A 20765-nucleotide genomic window follows, 5' to 3' on the forward strand; every position below is an offset into this window, starting at 1 on the left:
CTTAATTAGGGGGGTCATGTTGCGCCATCATTTTATTTTAATCACTGACTTTATGACCTTTTCCGACTAATAAGACTTTGGCTAAATAATTTCCGGATTCAATATGACTCAAGAAGAACTATTACAATTTAAGTCATTGGAAGACATTCTCGCCACCGCGGCCCTCACCCCTATCTTTCAGCCGATTGTTTCATTAAAAAATAATCAGATTTATGGTTATGAAGCATTGATTCGTGGTCCCTCAGACAGTGTTTTGCATTCTCCGATAAATCTTTTTGATGCAGCCAATCGCCATGGTCGCCTGGCTGAGCTGGATTTGCTGTGCAGAGAAATCGCCATTAGCCGTTTTGGTGAGCTTGACCTGAATGCCAAACTTTTTATCAACACGATTCCGTCAGCGTTATTACAACCCGATTATCCACATGGTCTGACGGCAAAATTTCTTAAGCAAGCCAGAATTCCCGCCGAACAAATTGTTATTGAATTAACCGAGCAGTATCCAATTGATGATTACGATCTGATGCGTGAAGCGACTGCTCACTATCGTGATATGGGTTTTTCCATTGCAATTGATGATTTAGGTGCAGGTTATTCGGGACTGCGTACCTGGTCAGAATTGAAGCCTGACTTCGTCAAGTTGGATCGACACTTCATGCAGAATATTCATGAAGATCAGCAGAAAAAACAGTTTGTGCAATCGATGATTGATATCGCCCTCAGCAGCAATTGCCGTGTGATCGGTGAAGGCGTTGAAGTGCGTGAAGAATATCTGGTGGCACAATCCATGGAAATGCATTTTGTCCAGGGCTATTATTTTTCCCGGCCTACAGCTACCCCGAAGCGTCAACTGCCAGCATCGCTATTTGCCAAGCGTGAACCAAGAGAAAAAATCCCTTCGGGGGTACCACGCTCAGATTCACTGGTGGTGAGCTTGCTGACCCAATTGACACCGCTTCGAACTTACCATGATTTTGAATATGTGGGCGAGCGTTTTCAAAATGAGATGAATCTGGCGGCATTACCCGTTTTGAATGAGAACAATACGATTGCCGGCATCGTCTGGCGGGATGAATTTTTGACCCTTTATGCCAGCCGATATGGACGCGACTTGTATGGCCGGAAACCTATCCGCTTGTTTATGGATAAGAAGCCAATTATTGCAGAAACCTCTCTGACACTGAAAAAACTCAGTCAGCAAATTACCAGTCAGAATTCAGCTCATCAACACAGTGTATTCATCATTAGTGAACACGGCTATTACCGTGGTGTCGGCAGTTTGATTGATTTGTTAAGACAAATAACGGATTTACAGTTGACGATTGCGCGTTATGCCAATCCCTTGAGCGGACTGCCTGGAAATGTCCCACTTAATGAGCATATCCAACAGGCTATCGGTCAGAAACGTCACGCGACGGTTTGTTATTTTGATTTGGATAACTTCAAACCCTACAACGACACCTATGGGTATAACAAGGGCGATAAAGTCATCACCAGAACCGCCAGAATTCTCAGTCAGCACATTGATCATGACATGGACTTTCTCGGTCACGTCGGTGGTGATGATTTTATTATAATATTTGACAGCACTGACTGGCAGAAACGTTGCCAGAGAATGCTTCACGATTTCGAACTGTTGTATCCGGAGCTCTATACTGAAGAACATCTCCGTCAAGGAGGCATTGAGGCGCAGGATCGCTATGGGCAACGGGTGTTCTATCCATTGCTCAGCTTGTCAATCGGCGCTGTCACCATTAGTGATTTTAGTTATCTGGTTGATGAAGCGGATCTGGCAGAGCATGCCACCAAGGCCAAATCCAAAGCGAAGAAAATTCCGGGTAACAGTCTTTATCAACTTAATCTATCAGATTGCCAGCCTTTTTCTGAGGCGATTTAAGCCAGATAAGTTGCAGGAAGCGGCTTAATATTTAACGGGCATTCACAGCTGATTTGTTTAATTGCTGCAGAACATAATTAACACGTTGCTTGATTTTTTCCCGGGTCAGTCGAAACTCGGCAAGGATCTCTTCTTCAGTACCACGATACTTTGCCGGGTCGGTCAAGGGTAAATGCAAGCGTAGCGTATGCGGACTGACCACTGGACATTGCTCGTCAGCATTCTCACATAACGTCACCAGTAAATCGGCCCACTCCAGCATTTCACCATTTACTCGGATTGATTCCTGTTGTGAGATATCAATACCGGCTTCGGCCATTACCTTTATTGCCTGGGCATTCTGGCCATGCGCTTCAATACCGGCAGAGCGAACTTCAATCTCATCGCCCCCCAGAAATCTGGCCCAGCCTTCTGCCATTTGCGATCGACAGGAGTTTCCTGTGCACAAAAACATTATTCTGAACTTTTCCATAAACCACCTCATTCGATTAGCTGATCAGCCTATCAAGCTTGTATGACAAAACCATTAACTCATATTAAAACCTAATAATGATTCTTATCTGCACTTGAAATCAGTCTTATAGCTTCTGCTAGAATGACGCTTTAAATTTAATGCCGGATTCACACGTGAAAAAACTGATTATCACACTGCTGCTTTTTGCCACTCCGATATTACTGCCGGGGATCAGTGCTGCCCAGACAACCCGTTATGTTTCAGATGAATTGGAAATTACCATGCGTAATGGCCAGGGACTGGAGTTTGGTATTCGAAAAATGCTGAAATCCGGCACCGAACTGACGGTATTGGAAAATGATCCCTCAGGCTATTCAAAAGTACGCACCAATGATGGTATCGAAGGCTGGGTGTTATCACGTTATTTAAACAATAATCCAAGCGCGCGTGAACAATTAGCCGCCAAAGAACAGCGTATTGCCAACCTTGAACTGGAAGTCACCGGATATAAAGAAGAATTAGCACAACTCAGCTCACAAACCTCAGAGGCTGATGAGCAAAATATGACCCTGAAAGAGACCGCTCAACGCCTGAGCAAGGAGCTGGATGATATACGTCGTACAGCCTCTAATGCTGTGGCTTTGGAAAACGAAAATCGTCAATTAAAGGAACGGTTGCAGCAAATTGATCATGAGATTCAGTCTATCGTGATTGAAAACAATACCCTGAAGGACAATGATGCAAAAAACTGGTTTTTAATTGGTGCCGCCGTGTTATTTGGTGGAATAATCATTGGCCTGATTATGCCGAGCCTGAGGATGCGCAAGAAAAGCTCGTGGGGGAATTTCTAAACGACACCATAAAATAGCGCTGTGAATTCACAGCGCTATTTTTATTCTGATGCGGATGGTTTGACCACCACTTCACGTTTTTTATGGCCATCGCGCAAATGCTCAAGGTTCTTACCTGCCAGCGTGCCACCATCAATCTGATACGCTTTGCCAAACCCCTTCACATAACGTCCCCCTTTCGGCTTCAGCTTAAACAGACGAAAATCACTTAATTGACTCAGATTGGTAATTCGCTGCCCATGACGTTCAGTTAATAAGGCGATGCCCACATTCCAGGCATCTGAATCGACCTGAATCCATTCCGCCTCTATCTGGTAGCTCACCCGTAACCGGGCAAACAATTCAATAGCCGAATCCTCATCTTCGATAATCAGCACGGATGCCTGTGGATGAATCCGCAGATTCACACCATGCACAGCAATATCGCTGAGTAATACATAGAGACAATCACGTCCTACCGCAAATGCTGCATAGGATGCATAAGGGTGATTATTTTCATCAAGCGTCGACAGCATTAACGTTTTACGGCTGTTGACCATCATCATGATTTCATCGCTGATCTGTTGTTCCAAACCTTTATTCTTCATCGGAATGTCCTGACAGCTGATATTGCTGCATTAACTGATAAAACTTTTCGCGTTGTGATGCGATTAATTCACCTCGTTCATCGCGACCGAGAAACACTTTAAAGATCACTTCACTGTTTACATCCTCAAACACAAAGGCATAACTCTCGCGACCTCGATGGGGTTTGGTCTGAAAGCTGATTTGCTCAACTTTCTGCAGATTAAGATGGCCATGAAAACCGTTACTGTCAGCTTTAAGGTTATAGAATCCTTCTGCCACTGTTGCTTTTGGAAAAGGACCGGTAAATTCGAATACACTACCACCATGAATCACTATCGTGGTCATCGAACCCCAATCGCTAATCTGTTCCAGTAATTGTTGCGCATTTTGTCCCGGCATTATTGAGACTGCTGTTACTGCTGGTTCCTGTTGCATAAATCTACTCCGCATTAGAACTGATAGCGTACGGCTAATCTTACATCACGTCCCGGCATATAAAGCTCCTGAAAGGCCACACGGTAATATTGATCGGTCAGATTATTCACGCTGAGATCAAGTTTTAGGTTGGGCATGGTAACTGGTTCCCATGTCGCATAAATATCGGCCAGAGTATAGCGATCATAATCACGGCTATCTCCGGAGGGAGTTCGGTTCTGAGTTTCAACATGACTGACTCTTAGACCTGTTTTAACACTGCGATTGATAAAGCGCTGACTCAGATCCAATACCCATTTATCTGCTGGGATACCGCTCAGTTTCTCACCAGTCTGTTTATCTTTACCACGGGTCTGTCCGTACGACAATGCAGCATTAAAATCATTTAGACCATAGTTAAATGTTAGCTCAAAGCCTTTTAAACGAGCCTCATCAACGTTGTTATAAGTGGTATGACCAGCATCTACACTGAAAAAAGGTGGAAAAGGTAAAGCTGAGAAAACAGGGTTATCAACTGTTTGCTCAATAAAATTATCAATATTGTTATAAAACAATGCCCCATTGATGCCAAAGCGATCTTGTTGAGTAAAAACATTCTGCGTATTAAAGTCAGCAATGAATTCAATATTTTGAGATTCTTCTGGTTTCAGATCAGCATTGGGAATAAAGGTATTACAGGCAGTGGAAGTAATACAAAAATGTGTTCCGGTTGTATAAAGCTCTTCAGCAGTTGGTGCCCTGAAAGCTTCATCATAACGTAAGGTCAGATTCAACTTATCTGTGGTTTGCCATACCAAAGCGACTGAGGGTGAAAGCGCATTATCACTACGATCATTATTTAAATTTTTAGCCTCAGTGCTGAAATAATCATAACGACTGCCAAGTTCTAGTCGCCAAGCTTCGGCAAACGGAATATGAACTTCGGTAAATGCTCCCCAAACTTCGGTTGTGGCATTTGGCGGTGTAGGACGATTTAACCCAGCACGGCTACTAGTTAACTTATCCTGATAGCCATCCACACCATAGATAAAACTAATGTCACCCAGCTCAGTTCGGTTATTCAGATTTAAGCCAAGCGTTTCGATCTCAGTCCGATCAGCACGTCGATCTGATAAGCGATATTCCTGCATTTCGGTATTGTTCCAGTACAGCATCAGCTGGGCATTAAGCCAGTTACTGTCTGGATTCAGACGATAATCCACTGCAGCATGATCAGTCTGATTTTCGCGGTGAATCATAAAATTAGAGGATCCCACATTGGCTGCGCCATTCGAAGGAATCTCGCCATTCACCTCGGAAGTTCGCAGATTAAATGTCGCGGTTTGTGCATCATCAATAAACCAGTCTACTTTCGCCATCAAACCTTTATCACGTGATGCAGAACCCTCGAGATTCTTCCCATTGCCCAGTTCCAGGTCATTACCATCACGATAAAAACCAGAAACCAGCCAGTCGAGATTATCACCTCGTCCAGCCAGTGCTGAGGTGGTCAACCATTTATCACTGTTGCTGTGATAACCCTGCTTGATAAAACCGCCAAAATCACTGGTTCCCAGCAAATCAGCCGCATGAATGGTGTTTTGTGAAATTACGCCGCCCAGGGCACCTGACCCCCACAACGCACTACTCGGTCCTTTCACTACTTCGACATTTTTGATTAATTCCGGGTCCAGAAAATAGGTCGGGCGATGGCCTGACATAAAGTTCTGCCTGACCCCATCCACCAGCTGTAATACCTGGTTATCTCCCAAACCACGGATATTCACATTCTGAACATCTTCCCTTGGCCCACCGCTCAGCGTGACATTGGGCAGATGAGCTACCGTCTGTGGCACAGAAGTCGCCTGAACCTGATCCAGTTCAGCTTTATCAATGACCGTGATATTGCGACTCTGCAAGTCTTGCTGCTCTGCATTACGTGTTGCAGTGATCTTGATTTCTTCCATTTGCAAAGGCGTTTGGGCGTGACTGGTTGATACCAGTAGCGGACTAAGCAAAAGCACATACTGAATCAGGGTAGGGAGGGTTTTACGTTGTGTGTTCATTATTTCCTCAGTAAAGATCGCCTTAACGTTCAAAAAATTGATTTGCAGATAAGAATTACGGCATCAGGCTGGGAAAATTATCACACCTCACACAACATGTAAATAATAACGATTATCATTTAGATTTAACTTAACAAATTATTTATTTGTGGTTAAACTTCTGCATTTGCTCATGGCGTTCTTCAATAACGAGCCCGAAACTGATTTACCCTGCTTGGAGCTATTCATGTCTCAATCTACATTTTCTCGTCTTAATATGAGAAAACTATTTTACGGCGTTTTATTACTGTTAACGGCTCAAATTACGATGGCTGAGCCGGTTCATGCCGATAAAAAAATCATCAGTGTTGATAGCAATGCCACAGAAATTTTGCTGGCCTTGGGGGTTGGCTCCAACATTATCGCCACCGATATCACCAGTGAGCCATTACTCAAAAGTCATCATGTTAAACAACTCGGCTATCACCGTGCGTTGTCGGCCGAAGCGATTTTATCCTTACAACCGGATCTGATTGTGGGCAGCGACCATACAGGGCCTGCTCCCACTGTAAAAGCCATTCAAAATGCACAGATTAACTTTATCCAGCTCAACAGTCCGCAAACCATTGCGGACCTTCGCAGTAATATTCAGTACTTAGCCAAAGCACTGGATCGCGAAAAAACCGGTCAGCAATTAATCGTCGATATTCAGCGAATGGAAACCGCCATCACCGATCATCTCAATGGATCAAATTTAAAAATGGTGTTTCTGCTGGATTTGAATGATCGGGGATTATCACAGGCTGGACGTGACACGGTTGGTCATGCCCTCATCAATGTGCTTGATGGTCAAAATATCAGCGAATTTAATGGTTATCAGTCAGTGTCGCTGGAATCTGTTCTGGCAATGAATCCCGATGTCATTCTGGTTGGAAACCGCAGTAATGGCGCACCGGAAACGGAGCAGCTGTTGTCTCGCTATCCTTTGCTGAAAAATACTGCTGCCGGCCAAAACAGGCACATTATCAGTATTGATGCCAGTAAGTTAATCGCAGGACTGAGCATAACTGCGGTAAAACAGGCCGATCAGCTGGCAGCCATTATTTATTCCTCAGCACGATGAGTTATGCCAAATATTTACCTGCCAGCTTGCATGGCTGGCGCCGAAGCATCTGGCTGATGATGGTCATGTTATTGCTGGTAACGGTGTTGTTATCGATCATGCTGGGTCCAATGACCTTGCCTGCAAAACAAAGCTTATTGAGCATACTAGATAAGTTTTTCGGCAGTGAACTGAGTCAGTTAAATGCCTTTCAAACCGCCATTATCTGGGAGTTACGCTGGCCACGAACTTTACTCGCTATCTTTATCGGTGCGTTATTAGCCCTTTGTGGTGCTGTCACCCAGGGACTATTCCGTAATCCCTTAGCCGATCCCGGCATTATTGGTGTCTCTTCCGGTGCGGGGCTTGGCGCGGCCATTGCCATCGTATTGTTACCGGCTTCGCTCAGCTATCTGACAACACCTGTAGCGGCATTTCTGGGCGGTTTGATAACCACCTTACTGGTGTATCGGCTGGCGCAATCTCAAAATGGGGGGACTTCGGTATTGATTCTGTTGCTGGCGGGAGTTGCAGTTGCCGCTTTTAGCGGGGCAATCATTGGTTTTATGACCTATATCGCCAATGATATGGCGTTACGCGAGCTGACCTTATGGGGTATGGGTACGCTGAACGGCGCAAACAATACATCTATCTGGCTGTCCGCAATGACCTGCCTTTGCCTTTTATTGTTTTACCAAACTCAGGCACCAGCATTAAATGCCTTTCTGCTGGGCGAAGCCGAAGCCCGCCATCTGGGCATCAATGTCGAGAAATTAAAACTACAATTGATTGTGGTCAGCGCAATCGGCATTGGCATTGCCGTTTCAGCCACCGGCATTATCGGTTTTATCAGTCTGGTGGTGCCCCATCTGGTGCGTATGACCATGGGCCCGGATCATCGATTATTACTGCTATTATCCGCGCTCACCGGAGCAGTATTGTTATTGATAGCAGATATTGGTGCCAGAGTGTTGCTGGCTCCTGCCGAATTACCGGTAGGTTTGGTGACCGCATTAATCGGTGCGCCCTTCTTTGCTTTTTTGCTGATCCAGCAACGTAAACGCCTCAGTACTTTATAAGCCTGCTTATGCTCACTATCGAAAACCTGCTTGTTAAACAGGAACACCACCAAATTCTGAATTTACCAGCAGCCAGTTTGGTTTCTGGCGAGCTCATTGCGGTGTTAGGCCCGAATGGCGCGGGTAAATCCAGTTTAATCAAAACCATCTGTGGTGAATGGTCAGCCAGCCAAGGTCAGATATATCTGCATGGCAAATCTTTAGAATACTGGCACAGACAACGACTGGCCAAACACCTGGGTGTATTGCCCCAGGCCAGCCAGTTATCTTTTCCATTCAAGGCGCAGGAGGTCGTTGCGATAGGTGCCACACCACTCAGCCTGAATATTCGTGAGATTAATCATGCCGTTCAAAAGTGGATGCAGGCGACCGATACCTGGCAATTTGCTGACAGGCTTTATACCAGCCTGTCGGGTGGGGAACGACAACGGGTACAATTGGCCAGAGTGTTGTTGCAACTGTCGCAGGCAGAACTTGCCCCATTATTATTACTGGATGAGCCAACTTCGGCACAGGATCTGGGACAGCAACATCAGTTATTGAATTTGGTAAAATCGCTTTGTCAGGAAAATGGTTTTGCGGTGATCAGTATTTTGCATGATTTGAACCAAGCAAGCCGCTATGCTGACAAAGTGTGGCTATTACATCAGGGTGAATTAATCGCCCAGGGATCTCCACCGCAGGTGCTTAAACCTGAAACCGTAATGAAAATATGGGGTTACCAACCTGAACTGTTTTTTAACCGACATGGCCAGCAAATACTGGTCTAATGTTGGCATAACGATCCCATTCATTCCCGCCCAACGAACGAAATTGAATTGACGAACATCCATGAGCACAGAAACCAGCTATCAGCTTAAAGGCATACTCAAACAGGCGTTGAGTTATAAAAAGCATCTGATAAAAGCCAACCTGATCGCGCTCTTTGCCACTATCTGTGCGGTTCCAGTTCCCTTATTGTTACCGATAATGGTGGATGAAGTCCTGCTGGACCAACCCGGTACTGCTGTGGCGTTTATCTCCTCGTTTACCCCAGAACACTGGCACGGTCCTATTCTTTTCATTAGCGCAATGTTGATCCTGACACTGGTATTACGTTTGGCGTCATTGGTTTTAAACGTGTTGCAGTCACGCTATTTCACCATTATTGCCAAACGCATTACCTTTCGAATTCGCCGACAGCTGATCAAACGGCTGGGAAGAATCGCCATCAGCGAATATGAAACCCGCGGCAGTGGTGGTATTTCATCGCATTTTGTCACCGATATTGAGGTGATTGATAACTTTATCGGTAATACCATCAGCCGGTTTATCGTTGCTGTGCTGAGTATTATCGGCACCGCTGTGATCCTGCTGTTTCTCCACTGGCAACTGGCGTTACTGATTCTGTTTATGAATCCGCTGGTGATTTATTTCACCATGCGCGTCGGTAAGCACGTTAAAAATCTGAAAAAAAATGAAAACACGGCAGTAGAGGTTTTTCAGCAAAGTCTGACCGAAACACTTGATGCCATTCAGCAGATCCGTGCAGCCAATCGTGAAAAACATTATTTTCTACGAGTGATCGATCGGGCTCGCGGAGTACGCAAGCATGCCACTGATTATGCCTGGAAGAGTGATGCTGCGAACCGAATATCCTTTGTCATTTTCCTGTTTGGGTTTGATATTTTTCGTGCGGTAAGCATGTGGATGGTAGTCTTTTCTGATCTGAGTATCGGTCAGATGTTTGCCGTGTTTGGTTATCTCTGGTTCATGATGGGACCGGTGCAGGAAGTGCTGAATATCCAGTACGCATTTTATGCTGCCGGCGCTGCTGTTACCCGACTAAACAAATTGTTTTCGTTAAAACAGGAAGTGATTTATCCAGCCAAAACTAATCCGTTTGTGGACGGCCAGGCCAGCAGTATTCGGATTGAAAACCTGCATTTCAGTTATGACGAAAATAATCCGGTGCTCAGTGGAGTTTCACTGGATATCAAAGCCGGCGAAAAAGTCGCTCTGGTGGGTGCAAGTGGTGCCGGTAAATCCACACTGGTTAATGTGTTGCTGGGGTTATATCCGGCGGATAAAGGCATGGTGTATTTCAATGAGGTGCCGGTCAGTGAAATCGGACTGGAAGGCGTGCGTGAGCATGTGGCGACGGTCTTACAGCACCCGGCTTTATTTAATGACACCGTGCGGGAGAATATTACGCTGGGACGAGATTACCCTGATGAGGTTATCTGGCAGGCAATTCAAATCGCACAGATTGAAGATGTCATTCAGGCGATGCCGAAAGGTCTGGATACCTTGGTTGGACGTTCAGGTGTCAAACTCTCAGGTGGACAACGCCAGCGACTGGCCGTGGCAAGAATGGCATTGATGAACCCAAGTGTGGTGGTTCTCGATGAAGCCACCTCGGCCCTCGATAGCAATACCGAACACCATCTGCATATCGCCTTGGCGGATTACCTGAAAAACCGCACGACCATAATAATCGCGCATAGGTTAAGTGCTGTTCGCCAGGCAGATCGCATTGTGGTGTTTGATGGCGGTGAAATCATCGCCGATGGCGATCATGACAGCCTGATTCAGGAACACGGTATTTATCAAAAACTTTATGCTCAGCAGATTTAGATTTTAGAATTAACCACAGAGACACAGAGGGCACCGAGGTCTCTTTAAAACCTCCAGGCTAAAATGAAAATATCCGCAGATTACGCAGATTTGCACAGATTAAAGCGGCTGTTTTTCAAGTCTCTTTCAGATATCACTCCAGAAAACTAAACGCTCGCTTCAGTGCTCTTGATTGATTAAGCACGATCAAGTCAGATAATCAGCACTAAATTTGCCCATGAAAAAGCTAACTCTACTCATTTTTTTCATCTGCGAAAATCTGCGTAATCTGCGGATATATTTTTTAAACCTCTGTGCCCTCTGCGTCTCTGTGGTTAGTTTTTTTAATCTCTTAACGGCGTTTCAGCTGCTCCACATCACGTACTGCGCCTTTGGCCGCAGAGGTCGTCAAAGCGGCATAAGCCTGTAGAGCAAGGCTGACTTTACGTTCACGGTTAACCGGTTTCCAGGCCATTTCACCGCGTTGTTCCATCGCAATACGTCTTTCCGCCAGCTGGGCATCAGTTAAATCAACATTGATGCTGCGATTTGGGATATCAATGTGAATCATATCGCCCTCTTCGACCAGACCAATATTGCCCCCTTCTGCCGCTTCCGGTGAGGCATGACCAATAGATAAGCCAGAAGTACCACCCGAGAATCGGCCATCGGTCAGCAACGCACAGTGTTTGCCAAGCCCCTTGGATTTCAGATAGCTGGTCGGGTACAGCATTTCCTGCATACCCGGCCCGCCCTTCGGGCCTTCATAGCGAATCAGTACCACGTCACCAGCCTGAATCTGTTCCGTCAGAATGGCGGTCACAGCATGATCCTGCGATTCAAAGATACGCGCCGGACCAGAGAATTTAAGTATTGACTCATCAACACCAGCGGTTTTGACAATACAGCCCTCTTCGGCCAGATTGCCAAACAAGACTGCCAAACCTCCGTCTTTGCTGTAGGCATGCTCAACATTACGAATACAACCCTCTTCACGATCCAGATCCAAAGAAGGCCAGCGGCAATCCTGACTAAATGCTGTTTGGGTTGGTATTCCGGCAGGTCCGGCCAGATAACGTAATTGCGCAGGCTGGTGATCACTGCGTGCCACATCCCACAAAGCCAGCCCTTCGGCCATCGTTTTGCTGTGCACGGTTGGTACTTCGGTATGTAACAATCCTCCGGCAGCCAGTTCAGACAAGATGCCAATCACACCACCGGCACGATGCACGTCTTCCATGTGATACTTATTGGTCGCCGGGGCTACCTTGCATAGATTCGGAATCTTGCGGGACATCCGGTCGATATCCGCCATAGTGAAATCCACTTCACCCTCATGCGCCGCAGCCAGTAAATGCAAAACGGTGTTGGTGGAACCGCCCATGGCAATATCCAGCGCAATCGCATTTTCAAATGCCGCTTTGCTGGCGATAGCACGAGGCAGGACATCTTCTTCATCATTTTCGTAATAACGTTTTGCCAGATCGACGATACGCCGACCTGCTTCCAGAAACAGTTCGCGGCGATCAGCATGAGTCGCCAGCAAGGAACCGTTCCCCGGCAATGACAAACCAAGCGCTTCTGTCAGACAGTTCATTGAGTTGGCTGTGAACATACCCGAGCAGGAACCACAGGTTGGACATGCACTACGCTCAACCTGAGCAACATCTTCATCACTGACATTATCATCTGCCGCCTGCACCATGGCATCGACCAGATCCAGTTTGACATCCTGCCCGGCCAATTTGGTTTTACCGGCCTCCATCGGGCCACCGGAAACAAACACTACTGGAATATTCAAACGTAATGCTGCCATTAGCATTCCGGGGGTAATCTTGTCGCAGTTGGAGATGCACACCAGGGCATCAGCACAATGCGCATTGACCATATATTCAACCGAGTCGGCAATAATTTCACGCGATGGCAAACTGTAAAGCATGCCGCTATGACCCATAGCGATACCATCATCGACCGCAATCGTATTGAATTCTTTCGCAACACCACCAACCCGTTCAATTTCACGCGCGACTAACTGACCCAGATCTTTCAAATGAACATGGCCCGGAACAAACTGTGTGAATGAGTTCGCAATCGCTATAATAGGCTTGCTGAAATCATCATCCTTCATGCCTGTGGCCCGCCATAAAGCACGGGCGCCCGCCATATTACGGCCAGCAGTAGAAGTTTTTGAACGATATTCAGGCATTGATTTTCTCCAACTATAATTGAGACTGATGGACACACTACAACAACGGAATGACATCAGTTTAACCACGGGATTTTACACGCAACTTGGCAAGCGTGGTGAGACTACGATAAAAAGACATTATGAATTCATCATCACAACAACCTGCAGACGCTCATTTCGCGACCACAACCTCATGGTTCAGAGCGGCTGCACCGTATATTCACGCCCACAGTGGCGCAACTTTTGTCATTGCTTTTGATGGTGAAACGGTCGCAGCAGATAATTTTGATCATCTGATCCATGATCTGGCGATTCTGAATAGTCTGGATATTCGACTGGTACTGGTATTTGGTGCACGGCCTCAAATCGAAGCGCAATGTGAGAAACGCAATATTGCAGTGAAATATCATCGTGGCCTGCGGATTACGGATGATGCCAGTCTGCAGATCGCCCGTGGGGTGGTGGGGGAATTACGTATCGCTATTGAATCCAAACTTTCGTTTGGCCTGCCACACACCCCTATGGCCGATTCACGGATTCGCTGTGTCAGTGGAAATCTGGTCACCGCCCGCCCCGCTGGCATTATTGATGGTATTGATCTGGGACATACCGGTGAAGTCAGACGTATTGATGCTGAAGGTATTCAACAGCAATTGACTAATGGCAATCTGGTACTGCTACCGCCGCTGGGATATTCACTTACTGGCGAAATCTTTAATTTATCTGCCGAGGCGATTGCCACCGCAGCGGCCACGCGCTTACAAGCCGACAAACTTATATTTATTGGTCAGAGCAATGAGCAATTGCCCCGGGAAATTACGCTGCAACAGGCAAAAGATTACGATCACCCGTCATTAAGTGCGGCTGTCAACGCCTGTAAAGCAGGTGTTTCCAGGGTACATTTGCTGGACCGTTCGATTGATGGTGCCTTGTTGCAGGAATTATTCAGCCGGGATGGTGCTGGTACGTTAATCAGTGCCACTTCGTTTGAAACCACACGTCAGGCAAATATTGAAGATGTCGGTGGCATTCTGGAATTACTGCAACCTCTGGAACAAAGCGGAGTACTTGTCAAACGTTCTCGGGAATTACTGGAAAGGGAAATTGATCATTTCACGGTGATGGAGCGTGATGGCACGGTTGTCGCCTGTGCTGCGTTATACCCTTATCCGGAAAACAATGCAGCGGAATTGGCCTGCATGGCGATATCCACAGACTACCGTCATCAAGGCCGTGGCAAACAGTTACTGACCGTGTTGGAAAAACAGGCTAAAACGGCAGGGTGGAATACGCTTTATGTGCTGACAACTCAGACTGCACACTGGTTTATCGAACATGGCTTTCAGCCCTCTGCAATCAGTGACTTACCTATGCAAAAACAGGCGTTATATAACTATCAACGTAATTCCAGCGTATTTCGTAAGCAACTGAATTAACCAGCTGACGGGTCACGATTACCGGCCCGTTTACGGTATTCAGGAAATAGCAGTGGCGCAAATTCATGCAGAGCTTTTTCGTATACCCGCCGTTTGAAAAATACAATTTCCTCGACGGGCGTCCAGTAATCTACCCAGCGCCAATCATCAAACTCGGGTTTTTCATGCAGATCCAGTCTGACATCGGCTTCATCACCGGTAAAACGCATGAGGAACCAGCGCTGCTTCTGACCGATACACAAGGGTTTGTTGCCATACCTTAAATAACGCTTGGGCAAGCGATAACGCAACCATCCCCGGGTAGTAGCCAACAGCTCAACATGTTCACGGCCCAGACCAATTTCTTCCGTCAATTCACGGAAGGCGGCCTGCTCCGGCGTTTCATTGGTTTTAATGCCACCCTGGGGAAACTGCCATGAATCATGCTGAGCACGTTGCGCCCACAACACCTGGTTAAGGTCATTGCAGAGGATAATCCCCACATTGGCTCTGAAGCCATCTTTGTCTATCACGGTTCAATCTCTCGCCGGGGGCAATGATAAGCACGGGCCGCCAGCATAATTATTTATAATAAGTTTAGATTAGTGAATGAGACATGAGGATGCAACGCATTTTGTCTTACAATAGGCGCTCAATTTATCGGGACATGACCAGTTACAATGGCTTTAGCAATATTTGACTTAGACAATACCTTACTCGGCGGCGACAGTGATTATTTGTGGGGGCGCTATTTGGCGGAAAATGGCATCGTCGATCCGCAGAGTTACCACGACACTAATCTGGCTTATTATCATGACTATCAGGCAGGACAGCTGGATATCAATGCCTTCCTGCAGTTTGTGTTTGAACCGCTGGCAAAAAACAGTATGCAGAACTTGCTGAGTTGGCGTGCCGAGTACCTGCAACAGAAAATCATGCCGATTATTCTGCCAAAAGGCCGCGAGTTGATTGAATACCATCGCCAGCAGGGTGATACCCTGCTGATCATTACTGCAACGAACAGTTTTTTAACCAAGCCAATAGCTGAAATATTAGGTATCGACCATCTGATTGCCACCGATCCGGAAATGGTTGATGGGCGCTATACCGGTCAGGTACAGGGTGTTCCGTCATTTCAGCATGGCAAAGTTGTCCGTTTACAACATTGGTTAACCGAACATCAGCATAACCTTGCAGGCAGTTATTTCTACAGTGATTCACACAATGATCTGCCTTTGCTGGAGCAGGTCGAGACCCCCATCGCGGTGGATCCGGATGAAACATTGGCCGAAATTGCACGACAGCGCGACTGGAAAATTCTGAGTCTGCGTGAATAATTGCTACAATTCGAAGTTTTAATCACTTAAATTCAGGCCGTCAATTATGGAATGGGAAGTTGTTATCGGGCTAGAGATCCACGCCCAACTTGCAACCAAAACGAAAATTTTCTCCGGAGCAGCCACTGCCTACGGTGCGGCACCGAACTCTCAGGCATGTGCTGTTGATCTTGGATTACCGGGAGTACTGCCGGTATTGAATAAAGAAGCTGTTCGTATGGCGGTCAAATTCGGTTTAGCGGTTGATGCCGAAATTGCCGATCGTTCAGTATTTGCCCGCAAAAACTATTTTTATCCAGACTTGCCGAAAGGCTACCAAATCAGTCAGTTTGAATTGCCAATCGTTGGCAAAGGCCAAATCACCATCGAAATGGAAGACGGCAGTGAGAGAATTATTGGCATCACCCGTGCCCATCTTGAAGAAGATGCCGGGAAATCCTTGCATGAAGATTTTCACGGTCAAACCGGGATCGATCTGAACCGCGCTGGGACGCCTTTACTGGAAATCGTTTCCGAACCCGATATGCGCAGCGCTAAAGAAGCTGTTGCTTATATGAAAAAAATCCACTCTTTGGTACGTTATCTGGAAATATGTGATGGCAATATGCAGGAAGGCTCATTCCGCTGTGATGCCAACGTTTCCGTACGTCCCAAAGGTCAGGAAAAATTCGGTACCCGGGCTGAACTGAAAAATATCAACTCATTCCGTAATGTCGAACGTGCCATCAATATTGAAGTTGAAAGACAGATTGATGTGATTGAATCCGGCGGCGCAGTGGTTCAGGAAACCCGTCTGTATGATGCGGATAAAAATGAAACCCGCTCCATGCGGAGCAAGGAAGAAGCCAATGATTACCGTTACTTCCCGGATCCTGACTTATTGCCTTTGGTTTTAGATGAAGGCTTGATTGAACAGGTTCGTGCCACTTTACCGGAATTGCCCAACGAGAAACGCGATCGTTTTGTAAGTGAAATGGGCTTATCAAGATATGATGCGAGCGTACTGACCAGCAGCCGTGAACTGGCTGATTATTATGAAGCCGTGCTTGTCGCGACAGGCAATAAAGATCCCAAACAATGTGCCAACTGGGTCATCGGGGATCTCTCCGGCGCATTGAATAAAGCGGGTCTCGACATCACTGAATCTCCGGTCTCTGCAGCCCAACTGGGCAGCGTATTACTTCGCATTCAGGACAATACTATCTCCGGTAAAATCGCCAAGCAGGTGTTTGAAGCCATCTGGAATGGTAAAGGCGCTGATGCCGATGCCGTGATTGAAGCTCAAGGTCTTAAGCAAGTCACCGATACCGGTGCCATCGAAGCAATGATTGATGAAGTGATTGCCGCTAATCCCGATCAATTACAGCAATATCGTGATGGTAAAGAACAGGTATTCGGCTTTTTTGTGGGACAGGTTATGAAAGCCTCAAAAGGCAAAGCCAATCCAGGACAGGTCAACGATATCCTTAAACAGAAACTGGCTGGTTAAAAACTTTTTTTTACTCGAAAGCCCTGACGCGGAATAGGCGCTCAGGGCTTTTTTATGCGCCAGATTTGTGCAAATCAGTTCACATTTTGAATCAAGCTACTCCCAGTATCAGACAATCTGATGTAGTATCGGCTGATGTTTTTTGAACACATAGAACAAGGATGCTAATGATTCATTTAAATTTCAGGATGTTGGGTTTAATAAAATGAAGTTTGTACAGGAACATTTACCTACCAAAAGCGGTTTTAACAAACTCTCATCTGCATCGACATTGAGTGAAGCAAATTGGGTTTTGGTTTTCGGCTCCGTTAATCGTTTCAGCGAACGCAATTTTGCCAGCCAGTTACAGAAACGCTACCCCAATGCCCAAATTATCGGTTGCACCACTTCCGGTGAAATTACCGGAGATGGCGTGTTTGATGACAGCGTACATATTACCGCCATGCAGTGGCAGCGCAGCCAGCTTCGCTTCATCTGCAAACCCGTCAACAGCATGGAGCAATCACATGCTTTAGGTGCCCAAATCGCCAATGAATTAGTCGCTCCGGATTTAAAAGGTGTATTTGTTCTCAGCGATGGCCTTAATGTTAACGGTTCAGAACTGGTTGAAGGTCTGCAGGAAGTATTGCCCAACACTCCTATTACCGGCGGTCTGGCTGGCGATGATGCCAAATTTAGCAAGACTCTGTTACTGAATAATGATCAAATCCAGGATCGCATTGTCATTGCTGTAGGAATTTATGGCAAAGACGCTATTGTGACCAGTGGCGCATTAGGTGGCTGGAAACCTTACGGCCCGCCAAGACGTATCACCAAGGCCATTAAAAATGTGGTCTATGAAATGGATAACAAACCAGCCTTACCGCTTTATAAAATGTATATCGGCTACTATGCCAGCGAACTGCCTTCTTCGGGTCTTAATTTTCCGTTCGCCATCATGGATGACAAAAACGTTAATGTCATAAGAACCTTGCTGTCGATTAACGAAAAAGAAAACAGTATGACCTTTGCCGGCAATATTGCTGAAGGGTCAACCGTACGTTTTCTGAAATCCGATCATGATCAGCTGGTCGCCGGAGCCAGCGAAGCGGCCCGGCAAATCTTATTGAAAAAAGTGGATATTAACGATAAAGCGCTGGCCATCTGCGTCAGCTGTGTAGGTCGTAAACTGGTGATGGAAGATCAGGTTTCAGACGAAGTGTATGCGGTTCAGCGTCTGCTGGGCATGCAAACCGGCATTACCGGTTTTTACTCAAATGGTGAAATCTGTTCCGGAGAAGACGATAGCCATAGCCTGTTGCACAACCAGACCATGACTATCGCCTATTTAAGTGAGCATAACGCCTGAATTATGCCAGTTCTCTTGCAGCGGCTAGCAACGCTAGTCGCGCAATAACCCCATAGGCATAAAAGCGATTCGGTTCAGCATCCGGCTTATCAAATTTGTCCGGTGTAATACAGGACTGGGCAAACGCCAGGGGCTCGAAGTGCATTCCCGGCGCATTAAGATTTTCATCAATGCCACGGCCTGTATGCACACGATAAAAGCCACCGATAACAAAATGGTCCATCATATATATCACCGGCTCAGCCACAGCCTCCTCCTCACCGAGAGTTTCGAAGGTATACACACCTTCCTGAACCAATACATTATCAACGACCAGACCTTCTTTGGCCGAAGACATTTTAGTGCGTTGCTTGCGATTCAGGTTCAATAACTCATCAGCACTTTTCACCATCATAATACCCATGCCATAGGTGCCTGAATCTGCTTTCACTACCACAAACGGTTCACGATCAATGCCATACTGATTGTATTTATTCTGAATCGCCGTTAACAAGGTGTTCACATTACGTGCCAGACACTCCATGCCGCTGCGTTCCATAAAATTGACTTCACCACATTGCAATGTAAGTGGCGATACCAGCCAAGGATCTATCCCAATTTGCTCAGCAAAAGCATGAGCAACCATCGAATAGTGGGTAAAGTGATCCGACTTCTTCCGAGTGGCCCACCCGGCTTTTAGTGGAGGCGCAAGTTGCTGCTCAACACCTTCCAGGATGGCTGGACGCCCACTTGACATATCATTATTGAGTAACACCAGACAAGGCGAAAAATCCCCTATCGCAACGCGATTTCCCTGTCTTTCCAAAGGTGAAATTTCACAGGTTTTCCCAGAGGGCAATTCGACCTGTATAGCCTCACTGATATCGTCACGCAAGCTGGCAATGCGCGCCTCCAGGCCGGCTTTTTCAAAAATATCTCTTAAGGTTTCCACGCTTTCCAGATAAAACAGGTTACGCGTGTGATTTTCCGCAATGATTAATACCCGACGGGCTTTCGGACAAAGTCGTTCAACCGCCGCCTGCGCAGCTTGCACACATAGCGGCATAAATGCCGGGTTAAGATTGTTAAAACCTGCCGGAAACAGATTCGTGTCTACCGGTGCAAGTTTAAATCCCGAGTTTCGCAAATCAACCGATGCATAGAACGGTGCGGGAGTTTTAAGCCATTGCTCACGTAACCAGCATTCCACATCAGCCTGACGCTCAAGTAAATGTGATTCCAATTCCAGTAAAGGCCCATTCAGGGCAGTAATGAGATGCGGTACAGCTGAAGTCATGATGAACTCTCTGAGTCAATAAAAATAAGGCTGGCTGAATTAGGGCTGTTTATCTTTTATCACCGTCACTGCTGCAAGCGATTTTCCCGCCCTTCCAGGGACAACAAAAGATAAACAGACCGTATTTACTGTGATATGGGACACAGATTGCAATTTTCAAGTCATACATACTCTGCCATGCGTTTAGAAATGAAGGAATAACAGACCTTAACATCGAAAGTAGTCACTAGCCTGACGATCAAAAATGGGTTATCTTCAGGGTTGATTTTAATCGAATGTATCAGGCTGTAGGTAAAAATGACTGTGAGTGAGACTTTATCAGAATTTTCAGGCCTTAAGGTGATGGTCATTGACGACAGTAAAACGATTCGCCGTAGCGCTGAATCCCTGCTGCAGAAAGCAGGTTGTGAAGTTCTCACTGCGGATAATGGTTTTGAGGCTTTGCCAATAATCAGTGGTCAGCATCCCGATATCATATTTATCGATATCATGATGCCTCGCCTGGACGGTTATCAAACCTGCGCCCTGGTGAAAAACAACCCAAAATATCGGGATATCCCGGTAGTCATGCTATCCAGCAAGGATGGACTGTTTGACCGTGCAAAAGGGCGGGTTGTCGGTGCAGAACAATATCTGACAAAACCATTTACCCGCGAAGACTTACTTGATGCAATACGGACGCATTTGCTTAACAAAAACAAGGACGCTTAG

Annotated in this window: 18 protein-coding genes; 11 read left to right on the top strand and 7 right to left on the bottom strand. The window is 46.3% G+C overall.

Annotated features, from left to right (window positions below):
- The first annotated feature begins 103 nt into the window (after nt 1-103).
- Entirely contained in the window at nt 104-1894 is a 1791-nt protein-coding gene (locus B2337_RS05865; protein WP_292361204.1) for a GGDEF domain-containing protein, read from the top strand.
- A gap of 31 nt (nt 1895-1925) precedes the next feature.
- Here the strand turns inward: B2337_RS05865 and B2337_RS05870 are convergent, their stop codons facing one another.
- Nucleotides 1926-2348 carry an arsenate reductase ArsC gene (locus B2337_RS05870; RefSeq protein WP_292361383.1) on the bottom strand — a complete coding sequence of 141 codons (423 nt, stop codon included), beginning with the start codon at nt 2346-2348 and terminating at the stop codon, nt 1926-1928.
- A gap of 173 nt (nt 2349-2521) precedes the next feature.
- Between B2337_RS05870 and B2337_RS05875 the strand changes: the two genes are divergently transcribed.
- Nucleotides 2522-3199 carry a TIGR04211 family SH3 domain-containing protein gene (locus tag B2337_RS05875; protein WP_292361205.1) on the top strand — a complete coding sequence of 226 codons (678 nt, stop codon included), beginning with the start codon at nt 2522-2524 and terminating at the stop codon, nt 3197-3199.
- A 41-nt stretch (nt 3200-3240) separates the two neighbouring features.
- On the opposite strand, the gene B2337_RS05880 is transcribed toward B2337_RS05875, so the two are convergent.
- From B2337_RS05880 to B2337_RS05890, 3 genes are read right to left on the bottom strand one after another with little or no spacing between them, the layout of a single operon-like run.
- Complete coding sequence (locus tag B2337_RS05880; RefSeq protein WP_292361206.1) at nt 3241-3786, bottom strand: HugZ family protein; 546 nt, start codon at nt 3784-3786, stop codon at nt 3241-3243.
- Nucleotides 3776-4201, bottom strand: coding sequence for a heme utilization cystosolic carrier protein HutX (gene hutX, locus B2337_RS05885; RefSeq protein ID WP_292361207.1), 426 nt, complete (start codon nt 4199-4201; stop codon nt 3776-3778). The genes B2337_RS05880 and hutX overlap by 11 nt, the downstream gene beginning before the upstream one ends.
- Nucleotides 4202-4215: 14 nt before the next feature.
- Complete coding sequence (locus B2337_RS05890) at nt 4216-6246, bottom strand: TonB-dependent hemoglobin/transferrin/lactoferrin family receptor (protein ID WP_292414721.1); 2031 nt, start codon at nt 6244-6246, stop codon at nt 4216-4218.
- 226 nt (nt 6247-6472) lie between these two features.
- Between B2337_RS05890 and B2337_RS05895 the strand changes: the two genes are divergently transcribed.
- The 4 genes from B2337_RS05895 to B2337_RS05910 all read left to right on the top strand — a co-directional run bounded on the left by B2337_RS05895 (nt 6473) and on the right by B2337_RS05910 (nt 11022).
- Nucleotides 6473-7348, top strand: a complete 876-nt coding sequence (locus B2337_RS05895) for a heme/hemin ABC transporter substrate-binding protein (protein ID WP_292414720.1) — start codon at nt 6473-6475, stop codon at nt 7346-7348.
- The gene (locus tag B2337_RS05900) at nt 7345-8406 is read left to right on the top strand and encodes a FecCD family ABC transporter permease (RefSeq protein WP_292414719.1); all 1062 of its coding nucleotides are present in this window, start codon (nt 7345-7347) and stop codon (nt 8404-8406) included. Before B2337_RS05895 ends, B2337_RS05900 begins: the two co-directional genes overlap by 4 nt.
- Nucleotides 8407-8414: 8 nt before the next feature.
- A complete protein-coding gene (locus tag B2337_RS05905) occupies nt 8415-9176 on the top strand; it encodes a heme ABC transporter ATP-binding protein (protein ID WP_292414718.1) in 762 nt (253 codons plus the stop codon).
- 61 nt (nt 9177-9237) lie between these two features.
- Nucleotides 9238-11022, top strand: a complete 1785-nt coding sequence (locus tag B2337_RS05910; protein ID WP_292414717.1) for an ABC transporter ATP-binding protein — start codon at nt 9238-9240, stop codon at nt 11020-11022.
- 331 nt (nt 11023-11353) lie between these two features.
- On the opposite strand, the gene ilvD is transcribed toward B2337_RS05910, so the two are convergent.
- The gene (ilvD, locus tag B2337_RS05915) at nt 11354-13207 is read right to left on the bottom strand and encodes a dihydroxy-acid dehydratase (protein WP_292414716.1); all 1854 of its coding nucleotides are present in this window, start codon (nt 13205-13207) and stop codon (nt 11354-11356) included.
- A gap of 122 nt (nt 13208-13329) precedes the next feature.
- Here ilvD and argA point away from each other — a divergent pair, with 122 nt between their 5' ends.
- Nucleotides 13330-14625 carry an amino-acid N-acetyltransferase gene (gene argA, locus B2337_RS05920; RefSeq protein ID WP_292414715.1) on the top strand — a complete coding sequence of 432 codons (1296 nt, stop codon included), beginning with the start codon at nt 13330-13332 and terminating at the stop codon, nt 14623-14625.
- Here argA and B2337_RS05925 read toward each other — a convergent pair.
- Nucleotides 14622-15137, bottom strand: coding sequence for an RNA pyrophosphohydrolase (locus tag B2337_RS05925; RefSeq protein ID WP_292361215.1), 516 nt, complete (start codon nt 15135-15137; stop codon nt 14622-14624). The two genes, argA and B2337_RS05925, sit on opposite strands and share 4 nt — an antisense overlap.
- A 147-nt stretch (nt 15138-15284) precedes the next feature.
- Here B2337_RS05925 and B2337_RS05930 point away from each other — a divergent pair, with 147 nt between their 5' ends.
- The 3 genes from B2337_RS05930 (at nt 15285) to B2337_RS05940 (ending at nt 18778) form a co-directional block, all read left to right on the top strand.
- On the top strand, nt 15285-15941 hold the full coding sequence (locus B2337_RS05930) for an HAD family hydrolase (protein ID WP_292361216.1): 657 nt from the start codon (nt 15285-15287) through the stop codon (nt 15939-15941).
- 46 nt (nt 15942-15987) lie between these two features.
- Nucleotides 15988-17430 carry an Asp-tRNA(Asn)/Glu-tRNA(Gln) amidotransferase subunit GatB gene (gatB, locus tag B2337_RS05935; protein WP_292414714.1) on the top strand — a complete coding sequence of 481 codons (1443 nt, stop codon included), beginning with the start codon at nt 15988-15990 and terminating at the stop codon, nt 17428-17430.
- 205 nt (nt 17431-17635) lie between these two features.
- Nucleotides 17636-18778, top strand: a complete 1143-nt coding sequence (locus tag B2337_RS05940; RefSeq protein WP_292361218.1) for an FIST signal transduction protein — start codon at nt 17636-17638, stop codon at nt 18776-18778.
- 1 nt (nt 18779) lies between these two features.
- On the opposite strand, the gene gshA is transcribed toward B2337_RS05940, so the two are convergent.
- A complete protein-coding gene (gene gshA, locus B2337_RS05945; RefSeq protein ID WP_292361219.1) occupies nt 18780-20054 on the bottom strand; it encodes a glutamate--cysteine ligase in 1275 nt (424 codons plus the stop codon).
- 303 nt (nt 20055-20357) lie between these two features.
- Here gshA and pilG point away from each other — a divergent pair, with 303 nt between their 5' ends.
- Nucleotides 20358-20765, top strand: coding sequence for a twitching motility response regulator PilG (gene pilG / locus B2337_RS05950; protein ID WP_292361220.1), 408 nt, complete (start codon nt 20358-20360; stop codon nt 20763-20765).

This window comes from Methylophaga sp. UBA3192 (genome assembly GCA_002363955.1).
Lineage (GTDB): Bacteria > Pseudomonadota > Gammaproteobacteria > Nitrosococcales > Methylophagaceae > Methylophaga.